The organism is Dictyobacter sp. Z7_2 (assembly GCF_057551105.1).
Window position 1 is genome coordinate 402,725 of sequence record NZ_BAAJPE010000001.1, and the last position, 16,395, is coordinate 419,119.

The window sequence follows — 16,395 nt, forward strand, 5'->3', positions numbered from 1 at the left end:
TGCTAAGCCCAACAAAAATGGAACAGATTCTTTGAAAATTAGCAATGATCTGTTCCACTAGATGTCCAATCTCAGCGCCACTCCCTTTCATCCCACGTCCCGCAGTTATTTAGCCTATCACTTATCCAGGAACATGGTGAACAAGTCCTAGATCTTCCAATGTCTTATCAAACACGATGCAAAGCCGTCTGCGATAATAAGAGGATGGGAATATCAAGCCACGCTCCCACCGCCCAATCATACGTGCTTCAGGTGCTCCAATCAGTTCGGCGACCTCCCTCTGTGTCCAACCCTGTTGTTCTCTAGCACCACGTAGCCGATCGTTAGGGACGCATCGACGCATGCACAACGTCACTTTCTCGTGATTGATACTACAAGCGCCTTTCCCAGTTGCTCGTTCAAAGACCTCTATCACATCCGAGCATAAGAGCAACACCACCTCCTGGGTACTCATAGATTCCACTTTCTGCAAAAGAAGTTCGAACAGACGCAAACGTAGCTCTTGCGTGGCAATAGCATCAAGGGAAAGTACCTGGGACAAATCCATTATATTTTCTCCTCCGGAAATGAAAAATGTCCCCTTTAGACATTGAAAGCTGTCTCAGATAGGTGAAATTCTTCCCAAAGATTTTTCACTAGACGCTGATCGTTCCAGGAACCAAAAGCATCTTTTACCGTTTTAATGGAGAGATAGAGCTCCATTGGAGACTCTGTCTGTATGGCTATAGTCAACATCTCCCGAGAAGAAACATAGGCTTCTTCAAGCTTGTTCTCTTGACTCTGACTACAAACCAAATCCTTATAAAGGCCCCATTGCCGGAGAACTTTCTTTTGCGAACTCAGTTTGCTCAATCCTTCCTTGAGTGCTTCTTCGGCCTTCTGGCTTTCCTTAATATGTGCAAATACTGTTCCTTCGTATCCATACCACCAATCTTTATCATATGGAATACGAAAAGCCAAACGTGTATAAGGAAATTTTCCACTTTCTTCACCCACATACTTCCGCGCAAATTCTAGAGAACGTCTACTTTGACTAGCTTCATATTGATTCGCACGAGAATTAAAGCAGAGGTTGGACCAAGCATCCGCTTCTGTGGCATAAATCCAGGAGCGAAACATGGGAGATGTATGCTCCTGATTAGCCAACTTGCGAGCTTCCCTGAGTGAGGCCAATGCCTTGATTGGCGCCCCACTGTCTATAAGAAAATTCGCATACCAGCAACAACCAGCAGACGCCAATAAAGAATACGATTTCTCTCGAGCTAGCTCAATCGCATAGGTATATGCATCGTCTGCATTTTCAAGACGCCTCATTAAATAGAGAAGCCATCCTTCTACCAGTTTTGCCTGGATAAGCGCTTTGCTAAAACGTTCATCGCGTGGTGCCTCACACATACTCATAGACATGACATCAACGAATTGTTGCACAAAGTCGAGGCGATTGGCACTCACCACATCTGAAAAGTGGGGAAGCTGCTTCCAACAGGTTTCTACCATCGCTTCAATTGCCTCACTTTCCTCCTCATAAGAAAGTACCGATTTCATCGAGAGAATATCCTGGATTAAAGAGGAATAATTTCCTTGAAGCAGGAGGTTGATAGAAATAAATTGACAACAATGATGGAGTAAGTCGCGTCGCTTCATATCTTGCTCACTTTTTTTAAAAAAATGTAATAACTTTTGTATTGTGGCCGATCGAGGTCGCACTTCTCTATTTTCCCAACGACGAATGTTTCTTGGATCAGTATGAAGCAGTTCAGCCAATCCTTCTTGCGTTAATCCTACTTTTTCGCGATAGTATTTGAGTTGACGAGAGAGATAATCTAGATCAAATTCATCTAAATTCACGCATATTCTCCTTCCTAATATATCCTGCTATCTCTTGCTAGAAGACTACCTGTTAAGAGATAGCATACTTAGAAATCACCGTTCCTAACAGGACATTATATAAAACATGAATAATATACATACGATCTCCACAAACGATGTCACAACTCTCCAGCAACAACCACTTTTGGGATATTGGAAATAGATTCAAACAAGCGGATCATATGATACCTATCAATATCTGTATTCAAAGAGCCTTAAAGCGCACATATCAGCTTCACAGTTTAATAGTATGTGGAGTATAATGGTACAAAATCCTGAGCATAGAAATACAGATAAGATGACCATCTCAGATTAACTAAAGATAGAGAAAGGATGTCTGTCGAAACAGGCAAAAGATACATCTTATGATTCCTACGACAAATCTCGACCTGTTCGCGGGGATTCCAGTCACCGACTATGCGGCGGCGCTCTCGTGGTACAAACAGCTGCTAGGCTCAGAGCCCTCATTCTTTCCGAACGATAAAGAGGCTGTATGGGAGCTTGCAGAGCATCGCTTCATATACATTGTGCTACGGCCGGAGCACGCTGGTCACGCAGTACACTTGAGCTTCGTCGATGACCTCGATGCACTCATCGCGCAGATAGCCGATCGTGGCATCGACCCTGTAGAGCAGGAAACCTACCCCAATGGCGTACGCAAGATCACATACCGCGATGACGACGGAAACGAGATCAGCTTCGGCGGCGCTTCATAAGATTCCAACAGACCGCTATAGCTTGTTTGATAAAGGAGTTCCCGACCAGGCGCAGTAGTGGTATAATAAAAGTGATGTCAAGTACTGTCATGAAGGGAGAGTTGAAAAACAGGAAGTGCCGTCTCGAAGGTGGCATACATCCGCTGGATCAGTGAAACAGGTCCGCGAACGATGTCACAGCTCATCCGAGAGTCACTTGACGAGCTCAAAGTTGTCCTCAGTTCCTGGAAATGAGATTCTTTTCCTTTACTTTTATTGCGCTCACTATTTATGCTCAGAATCAAAATGTCTTCATGAACAGCAATATTCATTGATAATCTGGCCTGATACATTGAAACCACGGTACACTCAGGCAAACAACGACATACATCCTCTTCTACCAGACATATGGCACCAATCGATAATGTATTTTCTGTCTATATGCGTCGTATCCATCTAACTCTTGTGTGAGCAGCTTTTCTTCATCTAGGATACGGAAGGCGAGCCCAATCACACCCGGGATAAGGATCACCAATCCCCACCAGGAGCCGAGCGCAAGCGGGATGCCGACCATCATAATCAGTGTCCCCACATACATCGGATGCCGCACGAGCCCATAGAGGCCTGTAGAGATGACTTTCTGGCCCGCCTCTACTGTGATATTGGCAGCGGCATAACTATTCTGTATCACGACAAGCATAGCGATACCCAGTCCAATCGCGACCAGAGCATCCCCTATCACCGACACTGCCGTTGGCACTGGCGACCAGCCAAACCGATAGTCAAAGGCACTAAAGATCATCACTGCTGGCAACGACAACATCGCCCCAGAGATGATAATTTTCTGCACAGTTCTGGTTTCCGCCGTTGGCCCGGCATGCATACGTCGCTCAAGGGCAGCGGGGTTCTTCAGACCCAGATAGATGCTCGGGATAGTCGTTGAAATGGTAAAGACGGCGATAAAAACCCATGCTTGCCAGTAATTCAACGTCCATGCGGGCAAAAACAACATCAACCCAAAAGCCACCAGACCAATCAGCCCTGTTCCTACTGCTCGAATGCCAGTTTTCATCACATTTCAATCGTGCGGATACCCCTGCATTCATGCATGGGGAGGAGCACGCCTCCTTTTTCATAACGATAGCCATCACTGCGTTGCAGCATCCGGCAAAAACGATGATTGATGCCCTGCACCGTTTGCGTCTTTGTCACGATATTGAATGATCCCGTCGAGCGAACCGCGACTCGCCCGGTGTACGTGCCTCGCTTTGTGCCAGTCGTGACGATGGCTTTAATGATGTCGCCTGTTTGAAACCCTTTGACGGCCTTGCTCCCTTTGGCTTTGGTGCGCACGAAGCCGTAGCGATCCATCAGGCACATCTGTCGTGAGCCATACCCAGTCGCTGTCATCAGCAGCGGCACGACATCTTTCGTGATGAGTGTCTCGGGGCTCGATGCACCCACACAGCAGGCATCGAGCCAATGGGTCTTGGGGAGATCTCGTCTTGTCCGGTTCCACTTGGTCAAGCCGCCACTTCCGCATTCGATGGGGAGACCCAGCGTGTTGAGTTGCTCGAAGAGTGCCCAGCGCGTTGCGTTAACCGCTGCCGCGTCCTTGAGAGGGGCTCTGCGTTGCGCTTGAATACGCTTCAACACCTCCGGTTTCTTCTTCAGAAACACCGCAATATCAAGCGTGCCTTTCGCGATATTGCACGACTCGCAGGCCAGGCACAAGTTCGACACGCGATCGGAGCCACCTTTTTTCTTGCACACGATGTGCTCTACTTGTAACGGCGTGTTCGTGGCGTTGCAATAGGCACACGTGCGGTTCCACTTCTCCAGCAAATAGGCACGCAGCTCATATCCCGCAAGCGTCCCCTGCTGATATTCTCGGCCGCTGATCTCAGCATGCTCCATGAGTTGGAGATCAAACTTGACCAACTCCATGCTGATCGCTGCGATGGGAGCGTAGCGTGACAGGCGCTTGACCCATGTGAGCACATTGGCTATTCTGCTCTCCAAGGATGGTGGCAACCAGCCCGACTTCTTGTTCTTGCGATTGTTGAAGCGGGGCTGACGGTACCGGGTTTTCCGTTGCCGGCGAGAGCGACGATGGGCACGCCGATCATCGAGGGCTGCTGTGATCTTCTGTCCCCGATGGGAGAGTTCTGCTGCGAACATCACTACACCTGTCGCGTCGTTGACGACGGCAATCCCTGTCGTGCGCGAACCTGGATCGAGCTTGATGCGTAACGGGTGCACGTCTGGCTCCTGACAGGTGACCTTCAGAATAATGCAGAAAGGATAGTGCCTATAGACGGCGGCCTTTCCCTCTTTGAGCAAGAGCCGTGCCCGGCCTGGATGCACCGGATTCAGTGGCCTCTTGGCGGTATCGAGTACGAAGACGTGTGACATTGTTTCTCCTTTGCCCTTTGCAGAGCCTCTACTTGCGTAGGTGATGTGTTCCTCGACAATGTTCTGTGGAAGGTTTGGCGCCAACGACACTGGATATACCCTGTCGTCCTGTTTAATCGCTGGCCGTAGTGGTCTGAGCTGGAAAGCACTCAGACGTACCTATTTCTTCCCGAACGGAGCCTCTCGCGAGGCCAAGTCTGGTCAAGAGTGGGCTTGCCGAAACAAGCCCCCGTCATTCAGACGTGGGGTTCCTGACGATATCCATCTCACTTTTCTCGTCACGCGTTCCCTTAGCTCCCTCGCTTGCCAATTGGACGTGGAGGACAGGATATGATCCTGTTAAGGATCTTGTCCTTGCGCTTCTGTAAAAGACTTGTCCTGGATCTTACTGCCGATCGTCTTCTCGGATCGCCTCAACCCAGCGTTGCACTTCTTGGGCATTGGTGCGATAGAAGGTATGCGATGGGACACCTAATACGCGCTCAATAGCATCCATATAGGCAGCATGGATAGTAACAACCTCTTCAATAAGATCCTGATCATGGTCAGACGACTTGTCTAAGGCGAACAGTAATTCTGCATGTCTGTCGCCCATTCCTTGTAACAGAGTCACAACCACTTCCCCTGTTTTGTCAGGGAACGCCACAGCAAAGCTACCTTCCTGAATACCTTGCCAGATGATCTCGCTCAACAATTGCGCTCGCTGTCTGGCAATCGCCTCATTCACTCTCAGTCGCACCACAGCATTGCTTTCGGAGTACCAGACACGTCCAAGCTTGACCACTTCGACCTTGCGCTCCATTCTCAAACGATCCAGTACATCGAAGAAACCCTGGAATTTCTCGTGGGCACTCAGCGTAGGATCATTGATAAGCTGCCGTAGCGGCTTCCCCGACTCTTCCTCGATCTGCTCAATAAAGGCTTCTAACAAAGCTCCACGTGAAGTGAAGTAATGATGGAAAGCTCCACTTGAGATTTGCACCTCCTCCAGAATATCCTGGATCGACATACGCTCATACCCCTTGCTAAACATCAACCGTTGGGCCGCATCAAGAATCTCCGCACGCTTGGCTGCATATTGTTCAGGTCTAACTGTTCGTGCCATTGCATCTCCACAAATTAATAAACAGACGATCTTACTATTAATTATAAGCAAAAGATGCCTCTTGTCAAGGCACATCTTTGACAGAGGTCGAGCGAAGCAAAGACACTCATGCCGCCTTGTCCTCCATAAAGCGTATCCACATGCCCTATCCTACAGGAGCTAGAAGCCGGGAAGTGTATCCGAGCGCAGGAGGCAACTATAAAACTGATTAATGGTATGCATATCCACCATATGACCCAGACGCACAAGTAAAACATTCGCCATATGCTCACGAATATTTGGTTCAGAAGTCAGGTATTCTTTAAATCCGTGCAGTTCAGCTCCCTTGATCAGCATTGCGCGATATTGCATCGGTGAAAGGCCAAGCCGCTTGAGATCCCAGTTAGCACAAAAGCCCATGCCGAGAAGAATTTTCTCTTCTATCGCTTGATTTGTGAAGACAAGCTTCAGCATTTGCTGCGCAATACCCAATTGACGCCAACCGGCCGCAACCTCAAGCGCAATTTCGTTCAGATGAGGTTCATTCCCCCACCACTCATCCGCAGGTGCCAGCGTGACTTGCCCGACAATAGTGCCAGCAGAGGTATAGGCCAGTGTCACCGAACAATCATCGCGCATTGTAAGAGAACGTAACAAAGCATATTCTCGCTCAGAGCGATGGGTAAAAGCGGTCAGCCCTTGATCAGCATGAAGACGATCTATTAATGATACAGAACAACGATCGTGTAACAGAATTGTTCCAGAAATAGTCTTATATAATCGATGGTAAGGAAGAATATCTCCATGAAGGAGATACTCATGGCTTCTTTTGTACAGCATGATCCAATCCAATCATTGAAAGTATGAAAGAAATAGCAGGCATGTGAGACCAAATAGAGGTTTCCCCTGTCAAGCGGACCTGATCATTTGGTTACATGCTGCTATCTGAGATAGGTTATCGTAAATGGTTCACCTTGTATAGATCGTTGCGTGTCGCTTTGGAGTCGTCTGAAGAGTCCGGTATAGTGATTACAAAGATAATTAATATCCCAGACTGCGATCTATGATGGACCCATCCATCGCATTGGCGGTTAAGAGGCTTTGTAAATTTGGGACGCTAAAAAAGTTTTGCAGGGTGAGATCAGAAGAAGTCGTCGTCGTAGTGCCGCTGATTTTGCTGCTGGCGCTCCCATAGAAATCCCACACAGGTGCCATGACATATTCATTGCTTTTATCCTTCACTTGCACTCTCATCATACCCAACGTAATGCGATTGATTGTATAGGTGATTTTCCCTTTACTTGTATCGTTCTGTGCATAATGGATAAAAAATTGGTCTTTAAAAATCTTCATGGCGTCATTAAAAGACTTCACCTGGACATTCGATGACACCGTTCCCGCTACCTGCATCGGGGATGTCCAGGAAAAGTCAACAATACCTGTATCGTCAACCAACATGAACGCCCGCTCATATGCATATGATTCGGCATCTGGGGGACGCGCTTCATGCAGATCCAAGGTCGTCGCTACCCCGGAAACGTCACGCGTGAACCACAACGCGTAGGCTTGATTCATCGTATTTGGATCATCATCTTTCGTCAGAGGTATTAATGTTCCCAACTGCACATCGGTGAGTTTCAGATCGGTGGCCCCAATCGCACTTAACGTCTGCTGTGCGAACGTCTTCACTTGATCAAGGGACGTTTTCATCCCTCGGGCATTGCCTGTCAACGCGGAGTAATTATAAACACTCGTGATGTCATGGTTGGTAAACCGAACAGTACAATCCTTTGCCGAGTCAGATGAGGAGATGAGGAGGTTCGCATCATAATCCTTTTCCAGATCAGTCGTCACATTCAACGACTGTCCATGAAAGCCTTTATACGTCTGACCATTCTGCACGAGGTCACCCTCATCCACATGCGTCAACAATCCTGTTGTTGGTTCTCGTTGAACCGTTTCTGGAGCACTGTCAATCGCTTGCTGCCAATTCGCATCATCACTTCCTCCCGCGCCAGACGTGTTTCTATCGCCCGTCGCTGCTTGACTATCACCCGAACCCTGCAACTGCAATGCATTATGAAGGATATATTGTTTTTGGATTTCTTCTTTCGTTTCAAGCTCCTCTGGCTTGTATAATTGTTTTCCTTTCATGAGTACCTGGATGATCTTATTCACCGTATCCTGTTTGAATTGAACTGGTTGCACCGTCACCACCGGTATCTTTGAGGTCTGGGGAAGTTGCAATGTAGCATCGATATTCAAGGTAACCGCGCCTTTTGTGAGCGTCTCTTTCACAGTTTGCGGAGATCCAGCCAGGAAATTTGTGCCAGTGGTATTGTCTTTCACACTTTCTTTGATGTTCTGTTGCTTATCGATAACTGGTGGCGTTGCAGGTGTACTCTGGCAAGCGGCCAGCGATCCTATCATAGAGATGAGCACCAGCAGCAACGTCATACGCCTTGCTAAAAAGGAGCCTCCCAACATATATTTATTCACAAAATCTTGTTTCATCTTGTCCCTCTTTTACATCAGAGTAAAAAACACCCTGTAGGTCATTCGATTTTTACATGACATCTATCTCCAAACGTCAAATCAAACGATAACGGGATGTTGCATCACGCGAGTACACAAGTTGTATCAAATTTGTAAATCCTTAGCCGATCTTCATGCAGAGTTCACATAGCTTGCTCATCTGGTCTCCCCTGTACCTATTGCTTTTCAGGAGATCGGTGGATCGCCACTGCTCGTCTTTGACAAACGCTTCCGGGCGGCTTTGATTGGAAAGCCGCCCGGAAGCGTTCCTGGATCATCCAGGGGAGAATGAGGAGATCAAAATCGTTTCAAGCTGATATACGTTCATCGCTCTGCGTGAGTGGCTTGATGATTTCTTGAAGTACATGTGGGATGATCTCTTCTTGTTGGTAGAATGCACCGATATTCACGACAATATGGGTTGCTCCGGCCTCAATAAAGCTTTGTGCCGTCTCACGTGCTTGATGAAAATCCGTATCAGCAGGATTGATCAAAAAGGAGGCCAGGCTTTCAAGCGTGCCGGGATCACGTCCAATCGCTTCACAGTGCTGCGTCAGGAGAGCACTCTTCTCACGAAAATCCTCGGGCGTTCGGGCCATAGAAACCCACACATTTGCATGTTTGGCAACGACCCGCAGCATATTATCGCCTGAAGCGGCAATAAAGATCGGAGGAAACGGGCTTTGCTGGGGCTTCGGTTCACTATGAGCATCGTGTAATTGATAATAACGACCATCAAAGTTCGGAGTAGCCTCCGTCCACAACTGCCGAATGACCTGGCAGGCTTCATCGAGCCGTCTAACTCGCTCACCTGCGCTAGGAAAGTCCAGGCCATAACCCCGATGTTCTTCTTCATGCCAGGCAGCCCCAATACCAAAATTGAGCCTTCCATTCGAGATATGGTCCACCGTGACGGCTTGTCTGGCCAGAATAGCGGGATGGCGATAGGTATTGCCCGTCATCAGATGCCCCAGACGTACCCTCTTTGTCCGTGCGGCAAGTGCTGCGAGCATGGTCCAGCTTTCAAAACAGGGACCATTTGTATCTCCGCTCAAAGGCATAAAATGGTCAAAGAGCCACATATGCTCAATCAAGGGTTCGCCGTCTGCTTCTGACCAGATCTCAAGCAATCGTTGGTAGCTGACATGCTGTTGCGCAGTTTGAATACCGAAATGTACTGATTTACTCATTTACTTCTCTTTTCCTCTTTTTCTGAATACTTGATCGTTTCCCGGAAGAAAGCGGTAAAGCATAATCTGGCTTTTTAAAGCTTCACTTTGACTCAATGCGACCCAGTGGATTGGAGCCCTCCATCAAAGCCGTACGTACTGCTGCCCAACTGGAATCTTCAGGATCGAGCGCACTGCGCAGGTAAGCCCACGTGAGCCTTTGGATCAGCGCAACGCGTTCGGGATTCTCGTCTGTTGTTTCCCTGACGTTGTACCCTGTGATTCCACCAAGCGAGTGTTCTGCCCCGAATAGCGTCAGGAGGCTCTCGGCTCCTGGACTTAAAAAGTATGAGTCAGTAAACCAGTCCGGTCCTCGCACAGACAGGAGTGACTGATCTTGATCTCCCGCAACGACGAGGGTTGTCGTGCTCATGTCTGCAAAGCTCGGATGCATGAACGGGAAGTTCTCGGCAGCGAACGGGGTCAGATCGTTTCTGCCCAGACCAGGCACGGCAAGCAGCACGCCAGCTTTGACTCGTGCGTCGAACAGGTTGACTTCCGTTCCGCCATTGATATCGAGGACGCGCGCCCCCAGCAGCATGCTCGCCGTCTGAGCTCCCCAGGAGTGCCCCGCTACGGCGATACGGCTTCGATCGAGGCGCCCACTAAGGCCGGGGACAGAAGATTCAAGCAGATCAAGCTCATCGAGAATGCGCTTCATGTCCTCGACGCGGAAACGCCAGATCAGTGGTGTACGAGGATCGTCAGGTGGAAGGTTGAGTGTTCTTGAGTCAAGATGCGTGGGCTGTATGACCACGAAGCCGTGAGCTGTCCAGAAGTCGACCAACGGTCCATAGCTATCCAGCGACCCGCTAAAGCCGTGAGAGAAAATGATCACAGGTAATGCGCTCCCAACGGCGGGTGCAGACACTCTCACCTGCAAATCCTCGCCACGATCTGGAGCAGATAACACGACTGGCTTCATCGAGATGACGGGAGTTGATGTGCTCATAGCCACATCTATCTTCGCTCTATCTGATTTGTTCATAAAAAGATCTTCCTTTAAGGAATAGTGATATGGTACAATAGAGAAGCGGAGCACTGCTCCAATACCAATTATACGGAACGATGTTCCGTTTGTCAAGGAGCTTTTTTGTTGTCTAAGGAGGGGAATGAAGCGATGAGCACCATCGACGAGGAAGCAGAGCAACCAACCCGGCAGAAGCGGGCCGATGCGCAGCGCAATGAGCAGGCATTGCTCACCGCCGCAGCCGCCGTGTTTGTTAAATCCGGTGTTGAGGCACCTGTGCGTGACATCGCAGCGGCGGCTGGCGTCGGGATGGGAACAATTTACCGCCACTTCCCAACGCGAGCAGATCTCGTTGTTGCTGTGTACCGTCATCAGGTTGAGGCCTGCGCCGAAGCTGGTCCGGCCCTGCTAGCAAATAGTAGCTCGCCGCACGCAGCCCTCTCTCAGTGGGTCAACCTCTTTGTTGATTTTCTCGTCACGAAGCATGGACTCGCCGCAGTCCTGCGATCCGACACCGTTGGCTTCGGCGCGTTGCACACCTACTTCCTTGACCGCCTTGTGCCTGTTTGTGCTCAGTTGCTCAACGCCGCCATTGCAGCTGGCGAGATCAGCACCGATATTGAGGCTCGTGAACTGATGTATGGCATTGGCAACCTCTGCGCGGGCGCTGACAGAGACCCGCGTTACAATGCCCGCCGCATGGTCGGGCTACTCATTGCAGGACTCCTCCAATCTCCCCCAACCTGATACCAAACGTAGCGTCGGATGAACCGACGCGTCCTGCAATGTTTTGACAAGAGGTTAGGTGAGAAGAGGCACTGGCAATGGCGACAACGGTGTCCCATCATATATACCCATCGCCATTTCAAAGACTGTCCATTGAGTACGCTTCGCTATCAGCAAGCGAATAATCAACGATGAAGCGTTCACACCCCAGAGAGCCGTCTGAGGATTCTCTTGCTGCTCCACCGAAAGCAGCCTACCTGGCAGAGACATTCCCTGTGCGACCGTCTCAGCGCTATTCACCAGATCGACTGTCGGATCACCGCTGGCTTTATTTGCCTCAATAGACAGCATCATACCCGTTTGAGCATCCAATAAAACAGTAACTTCCTGCTGAACAGTCGACAGCTCAGCTTTGATCGCAAAGTCAATATTCCAGTAGTGGAGGATCAGATTTCCAGAGCCATTCGTCACCGTTTTTGGTTCGGCACTCACAGTATATGCCTGAGGAAAGTCATCCAGCGGCAAAAATGCATTCTTCTTTAAAAGATTAGTTATCTGTTTGATACTGGCATCGACTGCCTCCCTCATCCCCATACTTCCATCGGCATATTCTCGGGAGAGTGTACTTTTTGATATATTTTCTTGAAACAGCTGCACTCTTTCTGTCAATTGTCGCATGGATCTGACCGTCTGCGGTGACGACTGGCTCACAATATCAGTTCCCTCGGTCTGCGAGGTATAGTTCACATTACTCACCGTATAGGGGACACCTAACGTACTACTTCCTATCTGATTGAGCAGTACACCAGGCATCAACGCAATGAAGGCGACCAGGACGCCAGCGGCGAGCAGCGCGCACATGTACCTGACCATTCTATTCTTCTTCATCGTCCCCCTCCTGCACATGGTAAAACGGCAAACTGATAGTGACACTGGTACCAGCTCCCACATGACTATCAAATTGCAACACCGTATCATGCACTGAGGCAATGCGATTGGCAATGGTTAGCCCCAATCCCACGCCATTCTGTGCTCTGGAACGAGACTTATCTACCATATAAAATGCCTCAGTGATTTTGCTCAGTTCTGCTTGCGGTATCCCTCGGCCATAATCAATCACGGTAATCGTATATCGTTCACCATCCCGACAGCCTGACAACTCGACAGTACTCCCTGTGGGAGATGCTTTGCGTGCATTGTCCACCAGATTAAACAGCAAGGTCTTCAGGAGATCAGGCTCTGCCAGAATAAAACCGTCCTCAGCCACAGCCTTGAGCGTAATACCAGCTTGTTGACAGGAGGGCGAAGCAATCTGCACAATATACTCTACCAGTTCCACACTATCGAGTGGAACAAAAGGAAACGTATGTTGATCCAATAGCAGGAGATGCAGCATTTTCAGTGAGAGCGATTCTAAACGGTTGGCTTCGCTATAAATATAGTGAGCGGCCTTAAACGCCGTGGTCGGGTCCAATTGCCTGGAGCGTAGCATATCGGCATAACCAACAATGGACGTCATCGGCGTCTTGAGTTCGTGAGTAAAATTGGCAATAAAATCGTCCTTGACGCGGGAGGATTGTTGCAGTTCTTTGATCTTATTTTCTACGGATGCTGCCATGATGTTGAAACTATTAGCAAGCTCTCCAATTTCATCAGAGGAGCGAATATCTACACGCTGCTCATAATCTCCCGTTGTAATTCTACGACTGGTTTGGATCAGTCCACGCACCGGGCGCGTCAGCAGCCATGCGATCAGAAAAGCCAGTGCGGCGCTCATCAGGATATTGATCCCCTGATAGAGCATAAACGCGTGCACTTGCTCATCTCTTTGCCTGAAGACATCGCTGATATCCTGATCATAACTCAGATAAATTCTATCCGATCCATACGGAAACAATCCAGTCACCGAGAGAGTCTCTATCTCATCATCCTGCTCAATCGCATACACGGCCTGGCCAGACCGCAAGGATGCCAATTCCCTGAGATGTGGCGCTTGCTTTCCTGGCTCAGGATAGATTTCTACACCATTACTGTTGTAGACAACAATGCCTCTCCCACCCTGCCAGCTTTGTCGAAAGTTTAATGCAACACTTTGCACAGCGCTAAGCATCACATCAGTTGTAATCTTTTTCCCCTGCACCTCTTGCGTGATAAGGGCCGACTCAAGCATATATTGCAGCGAAAGATGTTCATCAAGTGCCAGACGCACCTCTCGATCCTTCGCCGCTGTAAAGTTCGAGGAAATGAATAAGTACCCGCCAGCTGCAAAGGAAAGCGCTACCGCCACAACCGTGCAGATAAAAATTTTAAGCGCAAAAAACACGATTACACTTCCAGTCGATAACCAATCTTATACACCGTCTTTACTTTATCTTCCCAACCCAATTTTTTACGCAAACGTTGGATATGCAAATCCAGCGTTCTTGTATCGCCCATAAAGCTTGATCCCCATATACGTTCAAAGAGAGTCTCCCGAAAGAGTGCAATATTCTTATTGCGCACCAGCATCACAAGCAATTCATATTCTTTAAAGGTAAGTTCCACCGGTTCTCCTTGCTTCGTCACAACGCGTGCCTCCGTATTAATCACCACATCCTCTACAATCAAGATCTTTTGATCCTTGTTATAGCGTCGTAATACAGCCTCTATCCTGGCAGTCAGCTCGGCCAACGCAAAGGGCTTCATAATATAATCATCCGCACCCAGATTTAATCCTTTGACCCTATCGGGGACCGCGCTTTTGGCTGTGATAAAAATTACAGGGATACCCAGTGGACGAATATATTCCAGGAGTTCATACCCATCGACATGAGGTAACATAATATCAAGCAAGACAAGATCAAAACGATCAGTTTCCAACATATCGGCAGCAGCCAATCCGTCATGGACACACGTACAGAGAAATCCTGCATCATGGAAATTCATGCGAATCAAATCATTGACAGCGATATCATCCTCTACAATCAACATTTTCATGAGTGTGTCTCCCACCATTATTTCATTACGCGGCTGTGACTTGTCCAAAACAGAGCCTTCCCGCAACAGCATCTATTTTGCCTCTCAATTGTAACAAAGTTGTATCTCCCTGCGATGTACCTGGACTTACGTACTGCGAGCACGGATTTCCAGATTACAACTCTGATACAACTTTTATGCAGGGATGAAGCAAGCGGATTATATGCTAGATATTCAAACTCACATGCAATGCAATAAGGAAGGCTTCTTATGCTCTATACCATTCGTTCCGATATTCGACGCGCCATTCTTTCCAGAGGATTTCTGGCTGGTGTGCTTGGCATGACAGCGGTAATCGCGCTTGCCTCGCTCGAAAACATCCTGACAACCCTGGCAAAGAGTCCACAACTACCGGACAGCTACCATGTACAGCTCATGCTCAATACGCTCCTCTCAGATTCGGTGGTATTAGCCGTACCGATTCTTTGCACCCTTCCCTTTACTCCGGCTTTTGTAGATGACGTACAGAGCGGCTTTATCAAACAATTTTTGCCTCGTACTGGCAAAAGTACCTATATCCAGGGAAAGCTTATCGCCTGTGCAATCTCTGGTGGACTTGTGCTATTCACCGGCATACTTCTCGCCTATCTTCTCTTCACGCTCCTCTTCATGCCCATGGAAACGACATTCACACAAGTCGGATCATTTTCCATTGCCCTGCTTGAAAAAGCATCTGTCTTCTTTTTCTCTGGCATGCTCTGGTCCCTGCTTGGCTTTACCGTAGCGAGCGTCACAAAGAGCCGCTATATGGCCTATGCCTCACCTTTTATTCTTTATTACCTTCTTATCATCATTTATGAACGATACATTGACACATTTTACTTTATGTATCCAAAAGAATGGTTAAATCCCTCCCACTTTTGGATACTCGGTGATTGGGGACTCACGCTGTTTTTATCAGGAGTCGCCCTCCTTATCAGTGTAGCGTTCACTATCTTTGCAAGGAAAAAACTCTCACATGCATAAAATCAGACAAGTTGGTACCATTGCCACATCTAACTTTCTTGGATGGCACAAAAATCCGCGCATTCTCATTACCTTCGCGCTGGCCTTCATTCTCTGCTTTTTACTCTCAAACAAAATGGTCGTGTTTGCGAATGAGTATAAAACGACCACACAACTGGTAGAGGCGTTCGTTTGGACATTTAGCGATAGCAATTCCATCTTGCTGTCCTCATTGCTATTGGTGCTACTGTTCGTAGATATCCCTTTTCTGAACGCGAGTGTTCCCTTTTACCTGGCGCGCATTGATCGTAACATCTGGCTACTCGGACAGGCGTGCTATGTCATACTGGCAACATGCATTTACCTCTTCTTCATCCTCTGTGTCACTGTGCTATTGTCCCTACAAAATTCTTTTGTTGGCAATATATGGAGTGAGACAGCGGCAATCCTCGGCTACTCGGACGCTGGTAAAGCGCTCCTGCTACCTGTATCCGTGAAAACATTAGAGATGTCCACACCATACGCCTGCATGGGAGTTATTTTCTTATTAATGCTCCTCTATACGCTCCTCACCGCTTTTCTGATGCTGGTACTCAACATCATCAAAGGATCATTCTGGGGAGTCGCAGGAAATTTCATCTTCAGCTTATATGGCTTCCTACTCAGCCCACAATTTATCAAAGCGCTGTTTGACTTGCCAGATGAGCTCATGTACAAAGCGAACGTAGCGGTAGGCTGGCTCTCTCCACTCAATCAAGCCACCTATGACATGCACAATTTTGGATATGATCTACTCCCTCTCCTGTGGCAAAGTTGCGTCATCTTTCTGGTATTGATACTTCTCTGCTACTGGATAGCATTTCGTGCCATGCGTACCTATAATTTTCATTTCACTGGAACGGAGAATTAAAG

The 16,395-nt window shown here is 48.3% G+C and carries 16 protein-coding genes; 4 read left to right on the top strand and 12 right to left on the bottom strand.

What is annotated here, in order from left to right:
* Positions 1–121: 121 nt before the first annotated feature.
* Both AC27N8_RS01540 and AC27N8_RS01545 read right to left on the bottom strand, forming a co-directional pair.
* Complete coding sequence (locus AC27N8_RS01540) at positions 122–547, bottom strand: helix-turn-helix transcriptional regulator (RefSeq protein ID WP_487063242.1); 426 nt, start codon at positions 545–547, stop codon at positions 122–124.
* 35 nt (positions 548–582) lie between these two features.
* On the bottom strand, positions 583–1,848 hold the full coding sequence (locus AC27N8_RS01545; RefSeq protein ID WP_487063244.1) for a helix-turn-helix domain-containing protein: 1,266 nt from the start codon (positions 1,846–1,848) through the stop codon (positions 583–585).
* Between the two features lie 386 nt (positions 1,849–2,234).
* On the opposite strand from AC27N8_RS01545, the gene AC27N8_RS01550 reads away from it, so the two are divergent.
* Positions 2,235–2,585: a VOC family protein gene (locus tag AC27N8_RS01550; protein ID WP_487063246.1), complete on the top strand. Its 351-nt coding sequence runs from the start codon at positions 2,235–2,237 to the stop codon at positions 2,583–2,585.
* A gap of 376 nt (positions 2,586–2,961) precedes the next feature.
* On the opposite strand, the gene AC27N8_RS01555 is transcribed toward AC27N8_RS01550, so the two are convergent.
* The 7 genes from AC27N8_RS01555 to AC27N8_RS01585 all read right to left on the bottom strand — a co-directional run bounded on the left by AC27N8_RS01555 (position 2,962) and on the right by AC27N8_RS01585 (position 10,815).
* Positions 2,962–3,636 (bottom strand): methyltransferase family protein, encoded by a 675-nt coding sequence (locus tag AC27N8_RS01555; protein WP_487063248.1) that lies wholly within the window; start codon positions 3,634–3,636, stop codon positions 2,962–2,964.
* Positions 3,636–4,979: an RNA-guided endonuclease IscB gene (iscB, locus tag AC27N8_RS01560; protein ID WP_487063250.1), complete on the bottom strand. Its 1,344-nt coding sequence runs from the start codon at positions 4,977–4,979 to the stop codon at positions 3,636–3,638. The genes AC27N8_RS01555 and iscB overlap by 1 nt, the downstream gene beginning before the upstream one ends.
* A 385-nt stretch (positions 4,980–5,364) precedes the next feature.
* Positions 5,365–6,084: a TetR/AcrR family transcriptional regulator gene (locus AC27N8_RS01565; protein ID WP_487063252.1), complete on the bottom strand. Its 720-nt coding sequence runs from the start codon at positions 6,082–6,084 to the stop codon at positions 5,365–5,367.
* Between the two features lie 159 nt (positions 6,085–6,243).
* Positions 6,244–6,903 (bottom strand): GNAT family N-acetyltransferase, encoded by a 660-nt coding sequence (locus AC27N8_RS01570; protein ID WP_487063254.1) that lies wholly within the window; start codon positions 6,901–6,903, stop codon positions 6,244–6,246.
* A 201-nt stretch (positions 6,904–7,104) separates the two neighbouring features.
* Positions 7,105–8,577: a DUF6034 family protein gene (locus AC27N8_RS01575; protein ID WP_487063256.1), complete on the bottom strand. Its 1,473-nt coding sequence runs from the start codon at positions 8,575–8,577 to the stop codon at positions 7,105–7,107.
* Between the two features lie 329 nt (positions 8,578–8,906).
* Positions 8,907–9,788, bottom strand: coding sequence for a TIGR03560 family F420-dependent LLM class oxidoreductase (locus AC27N8_RS01580; RefSeq protein ID WP_487063258.1), 882 nt, complete (start codon positions 9,786–9,788; stop codon positions 8,907–8,909).
* A gap of 82 nt (positions 9,789–9,870) precedes the next feature.
* Positions 9,871–10,815, bottom strand: a complete 945-nt coding sequence (locus AC27N8_RS01585; RefSeq protein ID WP_487063260.1) for an alpha/beta hydrolase family protein — start codon at positions 10,813–10,815, stop codon at positions 9,871–9,873.
* A gap of 132 nt (positions 10,816–10,947) precedes the next feature.
* On the opposite strand from AC27N8_RS01585, the gene AC27N8_RS01590 reads away from it, so the two are divergent.
* Positions 10,948–11,544 (top strand): TetR/AcrR family transcriptional regulator, encoded by a 597-nt coding sequence (locus AC27N8_RS01590; protein ID WP_487067889.1) that lies wholly within the window; start codon positions 10,948–10,950, stop codon positions 11,542–11,544.
* 54 nt (positions 11,545–11,598) lie between these two features.
* Here AC27N8_RS01590 and AC27N8_RS01595 read toward each other — a convergent pair whose 3' ends face one another.
* Genes AC27N8_RS01595 through AC27N8_RS01605 form a run of 3 tightly spaced genes read right to left on the bottom strand, consistent with a single transcriptional unit; the run spans position 11,599 to position 14,499 of the window.
* Positions 11,599–12,411 carry a hypothetical protein gene (locus AC27N8_RS01595; protein WP_487063262.1) on the bottom strand — a complete coding sequence of 271 codons (813 nt, stop codon included), beginning with the start codon at positions 12,409–12,411 and terminating at the stop codon, positions 11,599–11,601.
* Positions 12,398–13,846 carry a sensor histidine kinase gene (locus AC27N8_RS01600; RefSeq protein ID WP_487063264.1) on the bottom strand — a complete coding sequence of 483 codons (1,449 nt, stop codon included), beginning with the start codon at positions 13,844–13,846 and terminating at the stop codon, positions 12,398–12,400. The genes AC27N8_RS01595 and AC27N8_RS01600 overlap by 14 nt, the downstream gene beginning before the upstream one ends.
* A 2-nt stretch (positions 13,847–13,848) precedes the next feature.
* Positions 13,849–14,499, bottom strand: a complete 651-nt coding sequence (locus tag AC27N8_RS01605) for a response regulator transcription factor (protein WP_487063266.1) — start codon at positions 14,497–14,499, stop codon at positions 13,849–13,851.
* Between the two features lie 249 nt (positions 14,500–14,748).
* On the opposite strand from AC27N8_RS01605, the gene AC27N8_RS01610 reads away from it, so the two are divergent.
* Together AC27N8_RS01610 and AC27N8_RS01615 are read left to right on the top strand one after the other, a co-directional pair.
* Entirely contained in the window at positions 14,749–15,504 is a 756-nt protein-coding gene (locus AC27N8_RS01610) for a hypothetical protein (RefSeq protein WP_487063268.1), read from the top strand.
* Complete coding sequence (locus AC27N8_RS01615) at positions 15,497–16,393, top strand: hypothetical protein (protein ID WP_487063270.1); 897 nt, start codon at positions 15,497–15,499, stop codon at positions 16,391–16,393. Before AC27N8_RS01610 ends, AC27N8_RS01615 begins: the two co-directional genes overlap by 8 nt.
* Positions 16,394–16,395 lie beyond the last annotated feature (2 nt).